This window comes from Kitasatospora sp. NPDC094028 (assembly GCF_049543595.1).
Lineage (GTDB): Bacteria > Actinomycetota > Actinomycetes > Streptomycetales > Streptomycetaceae > Kitasatospora.
In genome coordinates this window covers 362632-384206 of sequence record NZ_JBMVFA010000001.1, presented here as the reverse complement: position 1 = coordinate 384206, position 21575 = coordinate 362632, and the positions used below count along the sequence as shown (strand labels likewise).

General features: G+C 70.6%; 15 protein-coding genes and 1 tRNA gene. 11 read left to right on the top strand and 5 right to left on the bottom strand.

All coding sequences use genetic code 11. The features are described 5' to 3' along the window. Positions 1-169: 169 nt before the first annotated feature. From ACPC54_RS01760 to ACPC54_RS01745, 4 genes are read left to right on the top strand one after another with little or no spacing between them, the layout of a single operon-like run. On the top strand, positions 170-1099 hold the full coding sequence (locus tag ACPC54_RS01760; RefSeq protein ID WP_498960051.1) for a branched-chain amino acid ABC transporter permease: 930 nt from the start codon (positions 170-172) through the stop codon (positions 1097-1099). 5 nt (positions 1100-1104) lie between these two features. Next, on the top strand, positions 1105-3036 hold the full coding sequence (locus tag ACPC54_RS01755) for a branched-chain amino acid ABC transporter permease (protein ID WP_498960549.1): 1932 nt from the start codon (positions 1105-1107) through the stop codon (positions 3034-3036). An 8-nt stretch (positions 3037-3044) separates the two neighbouring features. Further along, positions 3045-3854, top strand: a complete 810-nt coding sequence (locus ACPC54_RS01750; protein WP_498960547.1) for an ABC transporter ATP-binding protein — start codon at positions 3045-3047, stop codon at positions 3852-3854. Beyond that, positions 3851-4567: an ABC transporter ATP-binding protein gene (locus ACPC54_RS01745; protein WP_498960049.1), complete on the top strand. Its 717-nt coding sequence runs from the start codon at positions 3851-3853 to the stop codon at positions 4565-4567. The genes ACPC54_RS01750 and ACPC54_RS01745 overlap by 4 nt, the downstream gene beginning before the upstream one ends. 54 nt (positions 4568-4621) lie before the next feature. Here ACPC54_RS01745 and ACPC54_RS01740 read toward each other — a convergent pair whose 3' ends face one another. Beyond that, a complete protein-coding gene (locus tag ACPC54_RS01740) occupies positions 4622-5278 on the bottom strand; it encodes an ANTAR domain-containing response regulator (RefSeq protein WP_498960047.1) in 657 nt (218 codons plus the stop codon). A gap of 94 nt (positions 5279-5372) precedes the next feature. Here ACPC54_RS01740 and ACPC54_RS01735 point away from each other — a divergent pair. Beyond that, positions 5373-5455, top strand: a tRNA-Leu gene (locus ACPC54_RS01735). Positions 5456-5559: 104 nt separating this feature from the next. Then, positions 5560-6348 (top strand): helix-turn-helix domain-containing protein, encoded by a 789-nt coding sequence (locus tag ACPC54_RS01730; RefSeq protein WP_498960045.1) that lies wholly within the window; start codon positions 5560-5562, stop codon positions 6346-6348. Positions 6349-6392: 44 nt separating this feature from the next. On the opposite strand, the gene pyk is transcribed toward ACPC54_RS01730, so the two are convergent. Next, positions 6393-7823 carry a pyruvate kinase gene (pyk, locus tag ACPC54_RS01725; protein ID WP_498960043.1) on the bottom strand — a complete coding sequence of 477 codons (1431 nt, stop codon included), beginning with the start codon at positions 7821-7823 and terminating at the stop codon, positions 6393-6395. Between the two features lie 283 nt (positions 7824-8106). On the opposite strand from pyk, the gene ACPC54_RS01720 reads away from it, so the two are divergent. From ACPC54_RS01720 to ACPC54_RS01700, 5 genes are all read left to right on the top strand, one after another. Then, positions 8107-9225 (top strand): substrate-binding domain-containing protein, encoded by a 1119-nt coding sequence (locus ACPC54_RS01720; protein WP_498960041.1) that lies wholly within the window; start codon positions 8107-8109, stop codon positions 9223-9225. Then, positions 9222-10865: an extracellular solute-binding protein gene (locus ACPC54_RS01715; protein WP_498960039.1), complete on the top strand. Its 1644-nt coding sequence runs from the start codon at positions 9222-9224 to the stop codon at positions 10863-10865. Before ACPC54_RS01720 ends, ACPC54_RS01715 begins: the two co-directional genes overlap by 4 nt. Beyond that, positions 10852-11415: a hypothetical protein gene (locus ACPC54_RS01710; RefSeq protein ID WP_498960037.1), complete on the top strand. Its 564-nt coding sequence runs from the start codon at positions 10852-10854 to the stop codon at positions 11413-11415. The genes ACPC54_RS01715 and ACPC54_RS01710 overlap by 14 nt, the downstream gene beginning before the upstream one ends. 242 nt (positions 11416-11657) lie before the next feature. Beyond that, complete coding sequence (locus tag ACPC54_RS01705) at positions 11658-13499, top strand: bifunctional metallophosphatase/5'-nucleotidase (RefSeq protein WP_498960035.1); 1842 nt, start codon at positions 11658-11660, stop codon at positions 13497-13499. 83 nt (positions 13500-13582) lie between these two features. Continuing rightward, entirely contained in the window at positions 13583-14143 is a 561-nt protein-coding gene (locus tag ACPC54_RS01700; RefSeq protein WP_498960033.1) for a Uma2 family endonuclease, read from the top strand. Positions 14144-14146: 3 nt separating this feature from the next. On the opposite strand, the gene ACPC54_RS01695 is transcribed toward ACPC54_RS01700, so the two are convergent. From ACPC54_RS01695 to gltB, 3 genes are all read right to left on the bottom strand, one after another. Further along, positions 14147-15013, bottom strand: coding sequence for a Sco1979 family transcriptional regulator (locus ACPC54_RS01695; RefSeq protein WP_498960031.1), 867 nt, complete (start codon positions 15011-15013; stop codon positions 14147-14149). Between the two features lie 333 nt (positions 15014-15346). Beyond that, complete coding sequence (locus ACPC54_RS01690) at positions 15347-16807, bottom strand: glutamate synthase subunit beta (RefSeq protein WP_498960029.1); 1461 nt, start codon at positions 16805-16807, stop codon at positions 15347-15349. Then, a complete protein-coding gene (gltB, locus tag ACPC54_RS01685; RefSeq protein ID WP_498960545.1) occupies positions 16800-21401 on the bottom strand; it encodes a glutamate synthase large subunit in 4602 nt (1533 codons plus the stop codon). Before gltB ends, ACPC54_RS01690 begins: the two co-directional genes overlap by 8 nt. Between the last annotated feature and the right edge of the window lie 174 nt (positions 21402-21575).

Genomic DNA, 21575 nt, shown 5'->3' with positions numbered 1-21575 from the left:
GGGCCCCCCGGCCCCCCCCCCGGGCCCCCCCCCGGGGGCCCCCCCGGGGGGCGGGCCCCCCCCCCCCCCCCCACCCACCCGCGGGGGGGGGCCCCCCCCGGGCCCCCCCCCCGCCCCCACATCCCCACCACCCACGCGGACACCCCGAACGCACTACGGAGGCCCAGCGGTGCACGACCTACCGCAGCAGCTGGCCAACGGCCTGATCCTCGGCGCCCTCTACGGACTCGTCGCGATCGGCTACACGATGGTCTACGGCATCGTCCAGCTCATCAACTTCGCCCACGGCGAGATCGTCATGGTCGGCGGCTTCGGCGCCCTGACCGCCTACCTCGCCCTCCCCGGCGGCACCACCCTGTGGCTAGCCCTACCGCTGATGCTCATCGCCGGCATCCTGGTCTCCACCCTCACCGCCGTCGCCGCCGAACGCTTCGCCTACCGGCCGCTGCGCAGCGCCCCCCGACTCGCCCCGCTCATCACCGCGATCGGGCTGTCCATCTTCCTGCAGCAACTCGTCTTCTCCTTCTACCCCGACGCCAAAAAGGCCCGAGTCTTCCCGAAGATCCCCGGCGACCCCTTCAGCCTCGGCTCCGTCACCATCCAGCGCAGCGACCTCTTCCTGATCATCGCCGCCCCGCTGTGCATGCTCGCCCTCAGCTGGTTCGTCACCCGCACCCGCTCCGGCCGCGCCATGCAGGCCACCAGCCAGGACCCGGACACGGCGAAGCTCATGGGCATCGACACCGACCGGATCATCGTCCTCGCCTTCGCCATCGGCGCCGCCTTCGCCGCCGTCGCCGCCGTCGCCTACGGCCTGCGCAGCGGCCAGGTCTACTTCCGGATGGGCTTCATCCTCGGCCTCAAGGCCTTCACCGCGGCCGTCCTCGGCGGCATCGGCAACATCTACGGCGCCATGCTCGGCGGCGTCGCCCTCGGCCTCGCCGAAGCCCTCGCCACCGGCTACGTCGAACACATCCCCGGCATGCACCTCTTCGGCGGTGGCGCCTGGAAGGACGTCTGGGCCTTCGTACTCCTCATCCTGGTGCTCCTCGTCAGGCCACAAGGCCTGCTCGGCGAGCGCGTCGCGGACAGGGCGTGACCACCATGACCACCACCCACACCGAGACCAGCCCGGTCATCCCCCTCCCGGCCCGCGCCGCCACCGCCCTCACCGGCCTCGGCGCCCTCGCCACCGCCGCCTCCGCCGCCATGTCCTGGACCTGGACCAGCGACTTCCCCGGCGACCTCACCATCTACGGCGCCCCCGCCGGCCTCCAGTGGCTCGCCGTCGTCGCCGGCGCCCTCACCCTCGTCCTCCTGCTCGCCACCCACGGCACCCCCGGCCTGCGCTGGGCCGCCCCCAGCGGCAGCCACAACGCCGTCCTGTACGCCGCCACCGGCGCCCTCGCCGTCAGCGCCTACTCCGTCACCGCCATCGCCGTCGAACTCGGCGGCCTCGCCAACCTCGAACCCGGCGGCTGGATCCTCGCCGCCGGCGGCCTGCTCGGCATCGTCGGCGCCCTCGGCCTCCCCCTCGACCGCCGCACCACCGTCCCGCTGCGCATCGTCGACAAGCGGCTCTTCCTGCTCGTCCCCGCCGCCCCGCTCGTCTGGTTCGGCACCCACGCCATCCCCGACGACAAGCCCGTCGCGCCCGTCCTCACCGCCCTCGCCGGCGGCCTCGCGATCGCCACCGGCGCCGTCCTGCTGCTCCAGCTCGGCCACGCCGCCAACACCTGGCTGCGCCTGGGCACCATCGAGCGCCGGCTCGCCGCGCCCCGCGAACTCCCCTCCTGGGCCGAGGTCCTGCTCATCGTCGCCGCCTTCGGCATCGGCCTGTTCGCGATCACCTTCGGCATCGACACCGAATACGGCGAACTCTTCACCGGCTACCTGCTGCTCGCCGGCTTCGTCGCCGTCGCCCTCGGCAAGTCCGGCCTGGTCACCCGGCTGCGCGCGCTGACCGTCAAGCACCGCCCGGTCACCACCGGCGCCGCCTTCGCCGCCGCCGCGAGCTTCCCGTTCACCCAGGGCAACGACCAGTACACCTCCGTCGCCACCAACATCCTGATCTTCGCCACCGTCGCCCTCGGCCTCAACATCGTCGTCGGCCTCGCCGGCCTGCTCGACCTCGGATACGTCGCCTTCCTCGGCGTCGGCGCCTACGCCGCCGCCCTGGTCTCCGGCTCCCCCGCCTCGCCCATCCACGTCCAGTTCCCGTTCTGGGCCGCGATGCTCACCGGTGCCGTCGCCGCCATGATCTTCGGCGTCATCATCGGCGCCCCCACCCTGCGACTGCGCGGCGACTACCTCGCCATCGTCACCCTCGGGTTCGGCGAGATCTTCCGCATCGTCATGAACAACCTCAACGGGACCACCGGCCCCAACGTCACCAACGGCTCCAACGGCATCCCGCGCATCCCGGAGCTGCAGATCTTCGGCTTCGACCTCGGCAAGACCCACACCGTCGCCGGCATCGAACTCGGTCGCTTCTCCAACTACTACCTGCTGATGCTCCTCGTCACCGCCCTGGTCGTGCTCGTCTTCGCCCGGGTCAGCAACTCCCGCATCGGCCGCGCCTGGATCGCCATCCGCGAGGACGAGACCGCCGCCGAGGCCATGGGCATCAACGGCTTCCGGCTCAAGCTCCTCGCCTTCGCCCTCGGCGCCTTCCTCGCCGGCCTCGCCGGCACCGTCCAGGCCCACGTCAGCTACACCGTCACCCCCGACCAGTACACCTTCGCCGAAGCCCTCCCCCCGAACTCCGCGTTCCTCCTCGCCGCCGTCATCCTCGGCGGCATGGGCACCATCAGCGGCCCCCTCGTCGGCGCGACCCTCCTCTTCCTCATCCCGAAGAAGCTCGAATTCCTCGCCGACTACCAGCTCCTCGCCTTCGGCGCCGCCCTCATCGTCCTGATGCGCGTGCGCCCCGAGGGCCTCATCCCCAACCGGCGCTCCCAGCTCGAATTCCACGAAGCCGCCATCCCCGCCCAACCCGCCGGCGAAGACACCGCACTCACCAAGGCAGGGGCGTGACCCACCAGATGACCACCACCGCCACCCCCCTGCTCGACGTCACCGGCGTCACCATGCGCTTCGGCGGCCTCACCGCCGTCAACGACGTCTCCCTCACCGTCGGCGAAGGCGAGATCATCGGCCTCATCGGCCCCAACGGCGCCGGCAAGACCACCTTCTTCAACTGCCTCACCGGCCTCTACGTCCCCACCGAAGGCCGCGTCACCTACCGCGGCGACGTCCTGCCCCCCAAGCCCCACCTCGTCACCCAGGCCGGCATCGCCCGCACCTTCCAGAACATCCGGCTCTTCGCCAACATGACCGTCCTGGAGAACGTCCTCGTCGGCCGCCACACCCGCACCAAGGAAGGCATCTTCTCCGCCATCCTGCGCGGCCCCGGCTACCACCGCGCCGAGGCCGAGAGCCGCGACAAGGCCATGGAACTCCTCGCCTTCACCGGCCTCGCCGACAAGGCCGACCACCTCGCCCGCAACCTCCCCTACGGCGAGCAGCGCAAGCTGGAGATCGCCCGCGCCCTCGCCTCCGAACCCGGCCTGCTGCTGCTGGACGAACCCACCGCCGGCATGAACCCCCAGGAGACCCGCGCCGCCGAGGAACTCGTCTTCGCCATCCGCGACAAGGGCATCTCCATCCTCGTCATCGAGCACGACATGCGCTTCATCTTCAACCTCTGCGACCGGACCGCCGTCCTCGTCCAGGGCCAGAAGATCGTCGAAGGCGACCGCGAGACCGTCCAGAACGACGAACGCGTCATCACCGCCTACCTCGGCGCCCCGCTCGAAGGCACCACCCCCGCAGCACCGGAGGACACCAAGTGACCGCGCTCCTCGAAGTCCAGGACCTCCGCGTCGCCTACGGCAAGATCGAGGCCGTCAAGGGCATCAGCTTCACCGCGAACCGGGGCGAGGTCACCACCCTCATCGGCACCAACGGCGCCGGCAAGACCACCACCCTGCGCACCCTCTCCGGCCTCCTCAAGCCCACCGCCGGCCGCATCACCTTCGACGGCCAGGACCTCTCCACCGTCCCCGCGCACAAGATCGTCGCCCTCGGCCTCGCCCACTCCCCCGAAGGCCGGCACATCTTCCCGCGCATGACCATCGAGGAGAACCTCCTCCTCGGCGCCTTCCTGCGCACCGACACCGCCGGCATCGCCGCCGACGTCGAGCGCGCGTACGGCCTCTTCCCCATCCTCGGCGAACGCCGCAAGCAGGCCGCCGGCACCCTGTCGGGCGGCGAGCAGCAGATGCTCGCCATGGGCCGGGCGCTGATGTCCCAGCCCAAGCTGCTCATGCTCGACGAGCCGTCCATGGGCCTCTCGCCGCTGATGATGCAGAAGATCATGGCCACCATCGTCGAGCTGAAGGCCGGCGGCACGACGATCCTGCTCGTCGAGCAGAACGCCCAGGCGGCGCTGTCGCTCTCCGACCGCGGCTACGTCATGGAGACCGGCCGCATCGTCCTCGACGGCACCGGCGCGGACCTCCTGCACGACGAGTCCGTCCGCAAGGCCTACCTCGGCGAGGACTGAGCAACCGGAAGGGCCCGGCAGATCCGATCTGCCGGGCCCTTCCCCATGTCCGTGCTACTCGGACTGACCCTCTTCCGCCTTCTTGCGGTCCTGGGCCTCGCCCTCCTCGATGACCGCCTCGGCCACCGCGGCCATCGTCATCCGCCGGTCCATCGAGGTCTTCTGGATCCACCGGAACGCGGCGGGCTCGTTCAGCCCGAACTTCGTCTGCAGCACACCCTTCGCCCGGTCCACCAGCTTCCGGGTCTCCAGCCGCTGGGTGAGATCCCCGATCTCCTTCTCCAGCGCCCGCATCTCGGTGTACCGCGACACCGCCATCTCGATCGCCGGCACCAGGTCCGACTTCGAGAACGGCTTCACGATGTACGCCATCGCCCCGGCGTCCCGCGCCCGGTCCACCAGTTCCCGCTGCGAGAACGCGGTCAGCATCAGGACGGGCGCCAGGTGCTTCTCGTGGATCTGCTCGGCCGCCGACAGCCCGTCCAGGATCGGCATCTTCACGTCGAAGATCGCCAGATCCGGCTTCAGCTCCTCCACGAGCTTCACCGCCGTAGCGCCGTCCCCCGCTTCGCCGACGACGGTGTACCCCTCCTCCTCCAGCATCTCCTTCAGATCGAGACGGATCAACGCCTCGTCCTCGGCGATCACAATCCGGGTGATCTGGGGCGTATCGGTCTCAAGCGGCTGTGCCTGCTCGTCGGCGGTGCTCACGGGGCTCCTCGTTCCGGCGGGGTACTGCAGTAATCGAGGGTACCTAGCAGCGGTGGACCACACACAGCCGGTATGCTCTGTCGGGACTGGCCCCGCCGGGTTGGTGGAACGGCATACACGGATGTCTCAAACACATCTGCCCGAAAGGGCTTGCGGGTTCGAATCCCGCACCCGGCACCGGATTCTTCCCCATATTCCCAGGCTGCGGGAAATTCACCCCATCCAGTGGATCACACCCAAAGCGTCCACCATCCGGCTTGACGCGCCCGACCCTGGCGTACATGACCACTCACTCTGTGCGCGAACAGGCCGTCCACCTCCTGCGTCGAGGCATCAGCAATGCCGAAGTGTCCCGCCGCCTTCGTGTCCCGCAGGGCACGGTCTCCTGGTGGAAGCACCAAGACCTCGCCAAACGTGACGAGCTCCCCGGCCGTAAGCGCTCCGCGTGCATGCACTGCTATGGCGACGAGCTGAACCGCCCTGCTTACGCCTACCTACTCGGCCTCTATCTCGGTGACGGCCACATCCTCCTGCCCAACGAGTACCGCAGGACGCAGAGCCTCCAGATCACCTGTGACGACAAGTGGCCAGGCATCATGGATTCCGTCGAACAAGCCATGCGTCAGGTTCTCCCTAACAACAAGCCCTGCCGAGTGCGGCGCGCCGGATGCCACGACGTCAAGGTCTACTCGAACCATCTGACCTGTCACTTCCCCCAGCACGGCCCCGGCAAGAAGCACCAGCGCACCATAGCCCTGGAGCCCTGGCAGCAGGAGATCGTCGACGCCCACCCCTGGGAGTTCCTGCGCGGCCTCATCCACTCCGATGGTTGCCGCATCACCAACTGGGCGACCAAGACCGTCGACGGCGTAGTCCGTCGCTACGAATACCCCCGATACTTCTTCACCAACACCTCCACCGACATCATCGGCCTCCTCACCGCCACCCTCGACGCGGTCGGCGTCCAGTGGAAGGCCTCGATCCCCCGCCCCACCGGCCAGGTCAACATCTCCGTCGCCCGCAAGGACTCGGTCGCCCTCATGGACGCCCACATCGGCCCCAAGTACTGACAGCGGCGCGGCCCTCGCCGGAGGGCCGCGCCGCCGAGGAACCGTCAGGCGTCCAGGGTCCCCACGTGGTGGACGCGGACGAGGTTGGTGGAGCCGGCGAGGCCGGGGGGTGAGCCGGCCGTGATGATGACGATGTCGCCCTTCTGGCAGCGGCCGAGCGACAGCAGCGCCGCGTCGACCTGTTCGACCATCTGGTCCGTGGTCGGCGCGAACGGCCCGAGGAAGGTCTCCACGCCCCAGGTGAGGGCGAGTTGGCTGCGCACCGCCGGCTCGTAGGTGAAGGCGAGCACCGGGATCGGTGAGCGGTAGCGGGTGAGCCGCCGGGCGGTGTCGCCGGACTGGGTGAAGGCGATCAGGTACTTGGCGTGCAGGAAGTCGCCGATCTCGGCGGCCGCGCGGGCGACGGCGCCGCCCTGGGTGCGCGGCTTGGTCCCGGCCGTCAGCGGCGGCAGGCCCGCGGCGAGGATGTCGTCCTCGGCGGCCTCGATGATGCGGCCCATGGTCTTGACGGTCTCGACGGGGAACTTCCCGACCGAGGTCTCGCCGGAGAGCATGACCGCGTCCGTCCCGTCGAGCACCGCGTTGGCGACGTCGGAGGCCTCGGCGCGGGTCGGCCGGGATGCGTTGATCATCGAGTCGAGCATCTGGGTGGCGACGATGACGGGCTTGGCGTTGCGCTTGGCGAGTTTGATGGCGCGCTTCTGGACGAGCGGGACCTGTTCGAGGGGCATCTCCACGCCCAGGTCTCCGCGGGCCACCATGACGCCGTCGAAGGCGTCGACGATGGAGTCCAGGTTGTCGACCGCCTGCGGTTTCTCGATCTTGGCGATGACGGGCACCCGGCGCCCCTCCTCCGCCATCACGCGATGCACGTCCTCGACGTCGCGCCCGCTCCGCACGAAGGAGAGGGCGACGAGGTCGGCCCCGGTGCGCAGCGCCCACCGCAGGTCGGCGACGTCCTTGTCGCTGAGTGCGGGGACGGAGACGGCGACGCCGGGGAGGTTGAGGCCCTTGTGGTCGGAGACGAGGCCGCCTTCGATGACGAGGCAGCGTACGCGCGGCCCGTCGACCTCGACGACCTCCAGGGTGACGCGCCCGTCGTCGACGAGGATGCGTTCGCCGCGGCCGACGTCGCCGGCCAGCCCGGCGTAGGTGGTGCCGCAGATGTCCTTGTCCCCCACGACGCCGTTGTCGGTGGAGATGGTGAACTCGTCGCCGCGTTGGAGGAGTACGGGTCCGTGGGCGAAGGTGTCGAGCCGGATCTTCGGGCCTTGGAGGTCGGCGAGGACGCCGACGCTGCGGCCGGTCTCGTCGGCGGCCTTGCGGACGCGGCGGTAGCGTTCCTCGTGTTCGGCGTGGGTGCCGTGGCTGAGGTTGAATCGGGCGATGTCCATCCCGGCGTCGACCAGGGATTTGATCCGGTCGTACGAGTCGGTGGCGGGCCCGAGGGTACAGACGATTTTTGCTCGGCGCATGGTGCTGAGACTAGGCATTACCGGCGCGTAACCACGAGGCGGGTCCGGACCGCGGGATGACCGTTGCCGGAAGGCGAGTTGAACAATCTGACACGTCCTCGGATCGGTGTGCGAGCGCCCTGCGGGCGGCCGCCCCGGGTGCGGGGGCCGATGCGATTCCGTGAAGGGGTGTTCACCTCTGATTCACCGTCACTTCCGCTCGTGCTCGGCGCCCGGCGGGACGCTCGTCACCCCTGGGGGTGATGACCCGTACGGGGTAGTGGACGAGGGGGATGCGTCGACGATGGAACGATCGCGAGTGCTGGGGGTGCTGGCGGCGCTGGCACTGCTGGGCGGGGTGACGATCGCGCTGATCCCCGACGATTCGAAGGACCCTGATCCCAAGCCGCTTCCGGCGACCGTCACGGTGACCGGGCTGATCGGCTCGGAGAAGCGTACGTTCTTCGAAAATGCCGACGTGAAGGCCGAGTTGGCGAAGCAGGGCCTGGTGGTCCAGGTTGATTCGACCGGCTCGTGGACGATGCGCGAGCAGGCGAAGTCGAATCCGAAGCTGGACTTCGCGTTCCCGTCGAGCAGTGCGCCGGCGCAGGACATCCAGCGCAACTGGGGTCTGCGGGACTCCCCGCCGGTGCCGTTCTACTCGCCGCTGGTGATCGTCACGCGCGAGTCGGTGGCGAAGGCGCTCCAGCAGAGCGCCCTGGCCACCCTGGACCCGGCGGCCGGCGTGTGGACCTTCCGGATGGACGCCTACGTGGCGGGGCTGCAGTCGGGCCTCAGGTGGGAGGACCTGCCGGCGGCGAAGGGCAACGCGGCCCTGTCCGGCCGGCTGCTGGTGACGACCACGGATCCGGAGAGTTCGTCCTCGGGCGCGCTGTACCTGGCCCTGCTGTCCTACGTGGCGAACAAGCACCAGGTGGTGTCGGACGACGCGGGGGTGGCGGCGGTCCGGGACGTGCTGCACACGGCGACGGTGCTGCAGGGCGCGCAGAAGAGCAGCAGTGACGAGCCGTTCCGGGACTTCGAGGCGGGGGTGGGCAGGCCGTTGGTCTTCGGCTACGAGTCGCAGGTCGCCACGCTGCCGTTGCAGGGCCAGTCGACGGCGGACAAGGTCGTGGTGATGTACCCGGACACGACGGTGTACTCGGACCACACGATGGTGGCCCGGACGCCGAACGGCCAGAAGCTGGCGTCGGTGCTGCGCGACGACGACGCGCTGCACACGCTGGAGGCGAAGTTCGGCTTCCGGACGGCGGACCAGCCGACCGCGTTCGCGGAGCAGACCAAGGACCATCTGCCGAAGCTGGCGCCGGACCTGAAGTCGGCGAACGTGAAGCAGGCGGACGTGCCGTCGCTGGAGTACCTGGTGAAGTTGACGAAGGCGGCCAAGGGGGGCCAGGGGTGAACATCCTGACGAGGGGTCGGCGCGCGCGGCGCGGTGGACTGGCGGTCGCGCTGGCGGCCCTGCTGGCGGCGGCGACGGCCTGTACGTCGAGCCCGCCGAAGCCGCCGACGCCGTCGACGACCGCGGGGGCGCTGCGCGTCCTGGCGGGCAGCGAGTTGCAGGACGTGCAGCCGGTCCTGGAGGAGGCGGCGAAGGCCACCGGGGTGTCGGTGCAGTTCACCTGGACGGGCAGCCTGGACGGCGCGGACACGGTGTCCTCGGGCCGGGCGGAGGGCAAGTTCGACGCGGTGTGGTTCCCGTCGGACCAGTACCTGCGGCTGGACCAGACGGGCCGGACGAAGGTGCTGTCGGAGACGCCGGTGATGGTGTCCCCGGTGGCGGTGGGCGTGCGCTCCTCGGTGCTGAGCGGTCTGGGCTGGGGGGACGGTTCGAAGGTCACCTGGGCGCAGATCGGGGACGCGGCGGCCGCCGGCAAGCTGGCGTACGGCATGTCGGACCCGTCGCGTTCGAACTCGGGCTTCTCGGCGCTGGTCGCGGTGGCGTCGGCGTTCTCGGGCGCGGGGGCGGCGCTGACCGAGGCGGACGTGCAGAAGGCGACGCCGCAGTTGAAGCGGTTCTTCACCGGCCAGAAGCTGACGTCGGGTTCCTCGGGCTGGCTGGCGCAGGCGTACACCCGGGCCGAGCCGGGCAAGGTGGGCGCGCTGGTGAACTACGAGTCGGTGCTGCTGTCGATGAACAAGACGCTGCCGCCGGACCAGCAGTTGACGGTGGTGCGTCCGGTCGACGGCGTGGTGTCGGCGGACTACCCGCTGTCGCTGCTGGCCTCGGCGCAGCCGGACCGCAAGGAGGCCTTCCAGAAGCTGACGGCCTACCTGCTGACGCCGGACGCGCAGAAGCGGCTCTCCGAGCGGACGTTGCGCCGCCCGGTGACGGCCGGGGTGGCGCCGGCGGCGGGGCTGCCGGCCGACCCGCGCAGGGAGCTGCCGTTCCCGGGCACGCGGGCGGTCGCGGACGGCCTGCTGGCCTCGTACCAGAACGATCTGCGCCGCCCGTCGCGGACGGTGTACGTGCTGGACACCTCGGGTTCGATGGCCGGGCCGCGGATCACCGCGCTGAAGGCCGCGCTGGCCAAGCTGACGGGGTCGGACGACACCCGGGGGGCGCGCCGGTTCCGCAACCGCGAGCAGGTGACGATGATCTCCTTCGCGTCGACGGTGAAGTGGACGAAGACGCACCTGGTGCCGTCCTCGGGCAGCACGCCGGGCCCGGAGGCGGAGCTGAGGTCGATCGATGCGGACGTGCAGTCGCTGTCCGCGGACGGCGGCACGGCGCTGTACGACTCGCTGGAGCAGGCGTACCGGTCGATCGAGCAGCAGCAGGCGGCGGCCGGCGACGACCGGTTCACCTCGATCGTGCTGATGACGGACGGGGAGAGCAACGACGGCGCGACGGAGGCGGACTTCAAGACGTTCCACGACGGGTTGCCGCCCGCGGAGAGGTCGATCCCGGTGTTCCCGATCAAGTTCGGGGAGGCGGCGGTGAGTCAGCTGCAGGGCCTGGCGGACATGAGCGGCGGCAAGCTGTTCGACGGCGGCGGGTCGCTGGACGGTGTGTTCGAGGAGATCCGTGGCTACCAGTGACGGGCTCGGCCGGCAGGTGCTCGGGTACCTGGAGTCGGCCCGGAACCTGGTGGGCTGCGGGGCCGGCGCGGTCGGGCTGGGGCTGCACTTCGCGGGGCTGGGCGGCTCGTGGTGGCCGGGGGTGGTGGCGGGCCTGTACGGGGCGGGCGCGCTGCTGACCCCCGGCCGCGGCCCGGAGCCCGGCCCTGGGCCGACCCCCACGTCCGCTCCCGTTCCCGCTTCCGCTCCCACTCCGCTCCCCAGGCCGAAGCCCGTTCCCGTCCCCTCTCCCGATACCGATCCCGATCCCGATCCCGAACTCGACGCCCTCGCCGGCTTCCTCGGCTCGGTCCCGCTGCCGGCCGCGGCCGGGGTGGCCGAGCTGGTGGCGGCGCTGCGGGCGGCCGAGCCGGGCCCGGCGGTGCGGCTGATCGTCCGCCACCGGCTGCCGGTGGCGGTGGACGGCTACCTGCGGGCGCGGGCCTGGGGCCCGTGGGCGGGGCCGGACGCGCCGGATCCGGAGAGTGAGCTGAGGGCGGCGGTGGCGGTCCTGACGGCCGATCTGCCCTGATCCGGGGCCCCACCTCCGCCCATCCTCGTCACGAGCGAGTCGCCAAGATCTCACCTGCTGGAAACGTCGGAGGGCTATCCATCCGCCCGGCCCGCACGGCACACTTCTACGCGCGTCCCTCTACGCGCGTCATCGCGCCAGGGACGCCGTCGCACCACCCCGCGTACCGCATTCGAGTACGTCCCTCAGCACATCAGTTGACGGTTCGTTCACCGTCAGTCCCCACCCGGGAGAGTCGTCCAATGTCCCTGAACCGCCGTGACTTCGTCGCCCGGTCCGCCGCCACCGCCGCCGGTGCCGCTCTCGTCGGCGGCGCCGCGATCGCCGCCGCCCCCGCCGCCGCGGCCGCCGAGCCGGACAAGGCGGGCGCCCAGGGCAAGAAGCCGAAGCAGGAGGGCCGCAAGCAGGCCTTCACCGTCATGGGCACCACCGACCTGCACGGCCGGGTGCTCAACTGGGACTACTTCACCGACGCCGAGTACGTCGACAAGGCCCACAACGCGGTCGGCCTCGCCAAGATCTCCACCCTGGCCAACCAGGTGCGCGAGGAGAAGGGCTGGGACCGCTGCCTGCTGATCGACTCCGGCGACATCATCCAGGGCACCCAGCTGACCTACTACTACGCCCGGGTCGAGCCGATCGCCACCGACGGTGACAACGTGCCGGACCACCCGATGGCCGTCGCCATGAACCTCATGGGCTACGACGCCGCCGCGCTCGGCAACCACGAGTTCAACTACGGCATCCCGACCGTGAAGGCCTTCGAGGACCAGCTGGAGTTCCCGCTGCTGGGCGCCAACGCGCTGCACGCGAAGAACGAGAAGCCGGCCTTCAAGCCGTACGTGATCAAGGAGGTGTGGCTGGACGAGGACACCCCGCTCAAGGTCGGCATCCTCGGCCTCACCAACCCCGGCATCGCGATCTGGGACAAGGCCAACGTCAGCGGCAAGATGGTCTTCCCGGGCATCGTGGAGACCGCCGCCAAGTACGTGCCGCGGATGAAGGCGGCCGGCGCGGACGTCATCGTCGTCTCCGCCCACTCGGGCATCGACGAGCCGACCACCTACGGCGACCAGCTGCCCTGGCCGGAGGACGCCTCCGGCGAGATGGCCGAGACCGTCCCGGGCATCGACGCGGTGCTGGTGGGCCACACCCACAAGGAGGTGGCGCAGCGCCTGATCACCAACAAGAAGACCGGCAAGACGGTCGTGCTGTCCGAGCCGCTGTGCTGGGGCCAGCGGCTGAGCTGCTTCGACTTCGAGGTCGAGTTCACCGAGGACGGCTGGAAGGTCCTGTCGGTGTCCTCGCGGGTGCTGAACTCCAACACCGTGCCGGAGAACCCGGAGATCAGCAACGCGATCCTCGGCCAGCACAAGAAGGTCGTGGCGTACGTCAACCAGAACATCGGCACCAGCAAGATCGAGCTGTCGATCGCCGACGCCCGGTTCAAGGCGACCCCGATCATCGACCTCATCGGCCGGGTGCAGGCCGACGCGGTGAAGGCGGCGCTGGCGGGCGGGCAGTACGCCAACCTGCCGGTGGTGGCTCAGGCCGCGCCGTTCAACCGCACCGCGCTGATCCCGTCCGGCCAGGTCAAGCTGCGCGACGCGGCCGGCCTGTACATCTACGAGAACACCCTGGAGGCCCGCGTCCTGACGGGCGCCCAGCTCAAGGACTACCTGGAGTTCTCGGCGAAGTACTACTACCAGCTGGCCCCGGGCGCCCCGGTCGACAAGGACGCCATGACGGGCGCCGAGACCACCCCGGACTACAACTACGACTCGATCTACGGCCTGAGCTACGACATCGACATCGCCCAGCCCAAGGGCCGGCGGATCGTGAACCTCAGCTTCCAGGGCAAGCCGATCGACCCGGCCGCGCAGTTCGTCCTGGCGGTGAACAACTACCGCGCCAACGGCGGCGGCAACTTCCCGCACGTGGCGACGGCCAAGTCGGTCTGGGCGAACTCCGACGAGATCCGCAACACGATGATCGCCTGGGTGAAGGCCAAGGGCGTCATCGACCCGGCCGACTTCTTCACCAACTCCTGGCGCCTCGTCCGCGCCGGCCAGCCGGTGTTCTAAGGCCCTTCGCGAAGGCCGGCCGCACGGGACGCCTCGTCCCGCGCGGCCGGCCTTCGCCGCGTTCCGGGTGGAAGAATGGCGCCATGAGCGAGTCCCAGATCCCCGAGCGCCACGCGCGGCTGCTGGCGTACGCGCAGAGCCTGACCCCTCCGGCCGGGTGGAAGATCGAGATCTCCGGCGACGAGATCATCATGATGGCCGGGCCGTCCGTGATCCACCAGCGCAACCTCCTGCTGATCCGCAGGCAGTTCGAGGCGCACGACCCGGCCGGCCTGTTCCCGAGCGAGAACACCGACCTCGCCTCGCCGAACGTCGGCAAGCTGCGCAACCCCGACCTCACCTACATCCCGCTGGAGTCGGGCGGCAACCAGGTGCCCGCCGACCAGGCCGCGATCGCCGTGGAGATCGTCTCCCCGTCGAACCCCGAGAACGACCTGGTCGGCAAGGTCCGCGACTATCCGCTGATGGGCATCCCGCTGTACCTGCTGATCGACCCGCGCGAGGGCGACATCACGCTCTACTCCGAACCGTCCGGCAGCGGCTACCACCAGCAGTGGAACGGCAGGTTCGGCGACCGCGTGCCGATCCCGGCCCCCTTCGGCTTCGAGCTCGCCACCGACGGCCTCGTCCGCTACCCCGCCTGATCCCTACAGCTCCCCGCGCACCGCGTGCAGGAGGTCGCGGCTGCGCTCCGGGCTGAGGCTGTCGGCGAGGAGGCCGTCCATGGCGTGGCGGTACTCGGCGACCTCGGCGGGGCGGTCGAGGTAGAGCGCGGTGGTGAACTGTTCGAGGTAGACGACGTCGGCGAGTTCGGGTTCGGCGAAGCCGAGGAGGCTGAACGCGCCGACTTCGGCGCTGAGGCCGGCGGAGCCGAAGGGCATCACCTGGAGCCGGACGTTGGGCAGCTCGGCGAGTTCGAGCAGCCGGTCGATCTGGCCGCGCATCAGTCCGGGGCCGCCCCAGGGGCGGCGCAGCGCGGCTTCGTCGAGGACGGCGACGAGGCTGGGGGCGCGCTCGCCGGTGAGGAGGCGCTGGCGGCGCAGGCGCAGTTCGACGCGGCGGTCGATCTCGTCCGGTCCGGTGACGTGGCCGCCGGCGGTGATGACGGCGCGGGCGTAGTCGGCGGTCTGGAGCAGGCCGTGGACGAACTGGACCTCGTAGCTGTGGATCCGGGCGACGGCCTCTTCCAGGCCGACGTAGTTCTGGAACCAGGTGGGCAGGATGTCGCCGTACTCGTGCCACCAGGAGCTGCTGTTGGCGGCGCGGACGAGGCCGAGGACGGTGGCCCGTTCCTGTTCGGCGTCGACCCCGTAGAGGGTGAGGAGGTCGGCGACGTCGCGCTCCTTGAAGCCGACGCGGCCGAGTTCCATCCGGCTGATCTTGGATTCGGAGGCGCGGATGGAATAGCCGGCTTCTTCGCGGCTGACGCCTCTGGCCTCGCGGAGCCTGCGCAGCTGGGTGCCGAGCAGAAGCCGCCGTACGGTGGCGCCTCCGCTTGCCTGAATCGTGCCCATCGAAGTCAACCTCCGCACTCGCGCAGCCCCCCGGCCGTCGGCGGCAGTCTGCCACCTGGCACCGACGAGCAACAGTCCTCCCCGAGGCGGTTGTCCTGACCGCGTCGGGAAAGTGTCCAGGGTAGACCCAACTCCTGAGATTTCCCTGTGAGTTGGCCGGTCCGAAACTGGCCGGAAACGCGACGGCGCCCGCCCTCCAACTGGTCGGGGAAGAGGGCAGGCGCCAGGAGACCGCGTTGGCCCGGCGACGCTGACGGGGGCAGCGGGTTGAGCTCCCGGCGATGCGGCGCCGGGGGTTCGGGGGTGTGCGGCCGGTCGTGCCGTCCGGTCCGGTCAGACCACCAGGGGTCGGTCGGTGGGGCGGATCGGGGCGGGAAGCGGGGTCTTGCCACCGAGGTACTTGTCCACCGCCGCGGCGGCCGAACGGCCTTCCGCGATGGCCCAGACGATCAGTGACTGGCCGCGACCGGCGTCTCCGCAGACGTACACGCCATCGACATTGGTGGCGAACCGGCCGTCGCGGCCAATGTTACCGCGCGCGTCGAGGTCCACTCCCAGCTGCTCGACGAGACCGTTCCTGACGTCCGTCCCGGTGAAGCCCATGGCCAGGGTGACCAGCTGGGCGGGGACGGCCCGCTCGGTGCCGGGCACCGGCTCGAACCGGCCGTCCTTGAACTCGACCTCGACGAGGTGCAGTTCCTGGACGTTGCCGTCCTCGTCGCCGGTGAAGCGGGTGGTGTTGACCGAGTAGATCCGCTCGCCGCCCTCCTCGTGCGCGGAGGTGACCTTGTAGGTCATCGGCATGGTGGGCCAGGGCTGGTGCCCGGGGCGGTCCTCGCCGGGCCGCGGCATGATCTCCAGCTGCGTCACCGAGGCGGCGCCCTGCCGGTGGGCGGTGCCGACGCAGTCGGCGCCGGTGTCGCCGCCGCCGATGACGACGACGTGCTTGCCCTTGGCGCTGATCGGGGACTCGACGAAGTCGCCCTCCTGCACCTTGTTGGCCAGCGGCAGGTACTCCATGGCCTGGTGGATGCCCTTGAGCTCGCGCCCGGGCACCGGCAGGTCGCGGGCGGTGGTGGCGCCGGCGGCGACCACCACGGCGTCGAAGCGCTCGCGCAGCTGCTGCCCGGTGATGTCCTCGCCCACGTGGACGCCGGTGCGGAAGCGGGTGCCCTCCGCGCGCATCTGCTCGATGCGGCGGTTGATGTGGCGCTTCTCCATCTTGAACTCGGGGATGCCGTAGCGCAGCAGCCCGCCGACGCGGTCGGCGCGCTCGTACACGACGACGGTGTGCCCGGCCCGGGTGAGCTGCTGGGCGGCGGCCAGGCCGGCGGGGCCGGAGCCCACCACCGCGACCGTCTTGCCGGACAGCCGCTCGGGCACCTGCGGGGTGACCCCGCCGCGGTCCCAGGCCTTGTCGATGATGGTGACCTCGACGTTCTTGATGGTCACCGCGTCCTGGTTGATGCCGAGGACGCACGCGGACTCGCACGGGGCGGGGCACAGCCGGCCGGTGAACTCCGGGAAGTTGTTGGTGGCGTGCAGGCGCTCGATGGCGCCGGCGAAGTCGTCCCGGTAGGCGAGGTCGTTCCACTCGGGGATGAGGTTCCCGAGCGGGCAGCCGTTGTGGCAGAACGGGATGCCGCAGTCCATGCAGCGGCCGGCCTGCTTGGTGATGATCGGCAGGAGGCTGCGCTCGACGTAGACCTCGTTCCAGTCCTTGATCCGGACGTCGACCGGGCGGCGCTCCGCCAGCTGCTTGGGCGTGGTCAGGAAGCCCTTGGGGTCAGCCATTAGCCGCCTCCATCATCTTGCGGGTGGTCTCGGCCTCGGAGAGGCCGTCACGCTCGGCGGCGTCCTTGGCGGCGAGCACGGCCTTGTAGTCGGTCGGCATGATCTTGGAGAAGCGGGAGACGCCGCTGCCCCAGTCGGCGAGGAGTTCGGCGGCCACGCTGGAGCCGGTCTCCTCGTAGTGCTGCTGGACGGTCTCGCGCAGCCACTCGCGGTCGTCGGCGGTGGGGGCCTCGATGCCCACCATGCCGTCGTTGACGTTGGCGGGGCGCAGGTCCAGGACGTACCCGATGCCGCCGGACATGCCGGCCGCGAGATTGCGCCCGGTCTCGCCGAGGACGACGACCCGGCCGCCGGTCATGTACTCCAGGCCGTGGTCGCCCACGCCCTCGACGACCAGGGTCGCCCCGGAGTTGCGGACGGCGAAGCGCTCGCCGGCCTTGCCGCGCAGGTGGATCCGGCCGCCGGTGGCGCCGTAGCCGATGGTGTTGCCCGCGATGACGTGGTTCTGCGCGTCGTTGCCGATGGCCGCGGCCTCGCGCGCCGGGCGCACGACGATCACACCGCCCGACAGGCCCTTGCCGACGTAGTCGTTGGCGTCGCCCTCCAGCCGCAGGGTGATGCCGCGGGGCAGGAACGCCCCGAAGGACTGCCCGGCGGAGCCGGTGAAGGTGACGTCGATGGTCCCCTCGGGCAGGCCCTCGCCGCGGTACCGCTTGGTCACCTCGTGGCCGAGCATGGTGCCGACCGTCCGGTTGACGTTGCGGATCGGCAGCTGCACCCGGACGGCGTCGCCGCGCTCCAGCGCGTCCTCGGCCAGCTCGATCAGCTGGTTGTCGAGGGCCTTGTCCAGCGCGTGGTCCTGCGTCGTGGTGCAGTGCCGCGCGGCGCCCTCGGGCAGCTCCGGCACGTGGAAGAGCGGGGCCAGGTCGAGCCCGGCGGCCTTCCAGTGGTCGATCGCGGCCTGGGCGTCGATGTGCTCGGCGTGGCCGACCGCTTCCTCGATCGTCCGGAAGCCCAGCGAGGCCAGGATCTCGCGGACCTCCTCGGCGATGAACTCGAAGAAGTTGACGACGAATTCGGGCTTGCCGGTGAAGCGTTCGCGCAGCACCGGGTTCTGGGTGGCGACGCCGACCGGGCAGGTGTCCAGGTGGCAGACGCGCATCATGATGCAGCCGGAGACGACCAGCGGGGCGGTCGCGAAGCCGAATTCCTCGGCGCCGAGCAGCGCGGCGATCACCACGTCGCGCCCGGTCTTGAGCTGCCCGTCCGTCTGCACGACGATGCGGTCGCGCAGCCCGTTGAGCAGCAGCGTCTGCTGGGTCTCGGCGAGCCCCAGCTCCCAGGGCCCGCCGGCGTGCTTGAGCGAGGTGAGCGGCGAGGCGCCGGTGCCGCCGTCGTGCCCGGACACCAGGACGACGTCGGCGTGCGCCTTCGACACGCCCGCCGCGACCGTCCCGACGCCGACCTCGGACACCAGCTTCACGTGGATGCGGGCCGCCGGGTTGGCGTTCTTGAGGTCGTGGATCAGCTGGGCGAGATCCTCGATCGAGTAGATGTCGTGGTGCGGCGGCGGCGAGATCAGGCCGACACCCGGGGTGGAGTGCCGGGTCCTGGCGACCCACGGGTAGACCTTGTGGCCGGGCAGCTGGCCGCCCTCGCCGGGCTTGGCGCCCTGGGCCATCTTGATCTGGATGTCGTCGGCGTTGACCAGGTACTCGGAGGTGACGCCGAAGCGGCCGGAGGCGACCTGCTTGATCGCCGAGCGGCGCGCCGGGTCGTACAGGCGCTCCGGGTCCTCGCCGCCCTCACCGGTGTTGGACTTGCCGCCGAGGCGGTTCATCGCGATGGCCAGGGTCTCGTGCGCCTCCATCGAGATGGAGCCGTACGACATGGCACCCGTCGAGAAGCGCTTGACGATCTCGGAGACCGGCTCGACCTCCTCGACCGGGATCGGCTCGCGGCCGAGCGCGTCGAGCTGGAACAGGCCGCGCAGCGTCATCAGCCGCTGGGACTGCTCGTTCACCCGGTCCGTGTACTGCTTGAAGATGTCGTACCGGCGGTTGCGGGTGGAGTGCTGCAGCCGGAAGACGGTGTCCGGGTCGAACAGGTGCGGCTCGCCCTCGCGGCGCCACTGGTACTCGCCGCCGATCTCCAGCGCGCGGTGCGCGGCGGGGATGCCGGAGGCCGGGTACGCCTTGGCGTGCCGGGCGGCGGTCTCCTTCGCGATCTCGTCCAGGCCGATGCCGCCGAGCTTGGTGGTGGTGCCGGCGAAGTAGCCGTCGACCAGGCCCTGCGCGAGGCCGATGGCCTCGAAGACCTGGGCGCCGCGGTACGAGGCGACGGTCGAGATGCCCATCTTGGACATGACCTTGAGCACGCCCTTGCCGAGCGCCTTGATCAGGTTCTTGATGGCCTTCTCGGGCTCGACGCCTTCGATGAAGACTCCCTGCGCGACCAGGTCCTCGACGGACTCCATCGCCAGGTACGGGTTGACCGCGCCGGCGCCGTAGCCGATCAGCAGCGCGACGTGGTGCACCTCGCGGACGTCGCCGGCCTCGACCAGCAGCGACACCTGGGTGCGCTGCTTGGTGCGGATCAGGTGGTGGTGGACGGCGGAGGTGAGCAGCAGCGAGGGGATCGGGGCGTGCTCGGCGTCCGAGTGCCGGTCGGAGAGCACGATGATCCGCGCGCCGTCCGCGATGGCGGCGTCGGCCTCGGCGGCGATCTCCGCGAGCCGCGCGGCCAGGCCCTCGCCACCGCTGGCGACCTTGTACAGGCCGGACAGGGTGACGGCCTTCAGCCCGGGCTGGTCGCCGTCCGCGTTGATGTGGACGAGCTTGGCCAGCTCGTCGTTGTCGATCACCGGGAAGGTGATGCCGACCGAGCGGCAGGCGGCGGCCTCGGCGGCGAGCAGGTTGCCCTCGGGGCCGAGGTTGGACAGCAGCGAGGTGACGAGCTCCTCGCGGATGGCGTCCAGCGGCGGGTTGGTGACCTGCGCGAAGAGCTGCACGAAGTAGTCGAACAGGAGCCGCGGCTTCTCGCTGAGCGCGGCGATCGGCGAGTCGGTGCCCATCGAGCCCAGGGCCTCGGCGCCGGTGCGGGCCATCGGCGCGAGGATGACGCGCAGCTCCTCCTCGGTGTAGCCGAAGGTCTGCTGGCGGCGGGTGACGGAGGCGTGGGTGTGGGCGATGTGCTCGCGCTCGGGGAGCTTGGCGAGCTGGATCTGCCCGGCGGCGACCCACTCCTCGTAGGGGTGCTCGGCGGCGAGGGCGGACTTGATCTCCTCGTCCTCGACGATGCGGCCCTCGGCGGTGTCGACCAGGAACATCCGGCCGGGCTGCAGCCGGCCCTTCCGGGTGACCTTCTCCTGGTCGATGTCGAGCACGCCGACCTCGGAGGAGAGGACGACGAGGCCGTCCTCGGTGATCCAGTAGCGGGCCGGGCGCAGGCCGTTGCGGTCGAGCACGGCGCCGATCTGGGTGCCGTCGGTGAAGGTGACGCAGGCCGGGCCGTCCCAGGGCTCCATCAGGTTGGAGTGGTAGCGGTAGAAGGCGCGCCGGGCCGGGTCCATGGTGGCGTGGTTCTCCCACGCCTCCGGGATCATCATCAGCACCGAGTGCGGCAGGGAGCGCCCGCCGAGGTGGAGCAGCTCCAGGACCTCGTCGAAGGAGGCGGAGTCGGAGTGGTCCGGCGTGCAGATCGGGAAGATCCGCTCCAGTCCCTGCCCGTTCTTGTTGGCCGGGATCAGGTCGGTCGCCAGCTGCGACTCCCGGGCCCGCATCCAGTTCCGGTTGCCCTTGACCGTGTTGATCTCGCCGTTGTGCGCGACGAAGCGGTACGGGTGGGCGAGCGGCCAGCTCGGGAAGGTGTTGGTGGAGAACCGCGAGTGCACCAGGCCGATGGCGGACGCGTAGCGGCGGTCCGACAGGTCGGGGAAGAAGGGCTCCAGCTGCCCGGTGGTGAGCATGCCCTTGTAGACGAGGGTCCGCGCGGACAGCGACGGGAAGTAGACGCCGGCCTCGCGCTCGGCCCGCTTGCGGACCACGAACGCGACCCGGTCCAGCGCGATCCCCGCCAGGCCGTCCTTGCTCAGGAAGATCTGCCGGAACCGCGGCATCACGCCGCGCGCGGTGGCACCGAGCAGGTCGGGGGTGACCGGCACGTCGCGCCAGCCCAGGACGGTCAGCCCCTCCTCGGCCGCGATGGCCTCGATCCGCGCGACGGCGGCGGCGTCGGCCGCGTCGTCCTGCGGCAGGAAGGCGATTCCGACCGCGTAGCCGCCGGCCGCCGGCAGCTCGAAGGCGACCTGCTCGCGCAGGAAGGCGTCGGGGATCTGGGTGAGGATGCCGGCGCCGTCGCCGGAGTCCGGCTCGGCGCCGGTGGCGCCGCGGTGCTCCAGGTTGCGCAGCACGGTCAGCGCCTGCTCGACGACGGTGTGGTCGGCGGTGCCGGTCAGCGTGGCGACGAAACCGACGCCACAGGCGTCGTGCTCGTTTCGCGGGTCGTACAGGCCCTGAGCAGCAGGTCGCGCATCCGGCACGAGCGCGTACGGCTGGCGCGCGGCGCCGGCCTGGGGCTCGTTGGCGGAGTGCATGGATGCAGACAGCATCGGCTCTCCCGTCGTCGTCTTTCGGCAAGTTGGTGCAAGGAGGGACGACGTTGGCCCTGATGCGGTGAAGCGGTGCGGTGCAAGTTACATGATGCCCAGGATCCCGAGAAGCGGAATATCCCGTCCACATGGCGGACGGACGCGCAGGTCAGGGGGCTG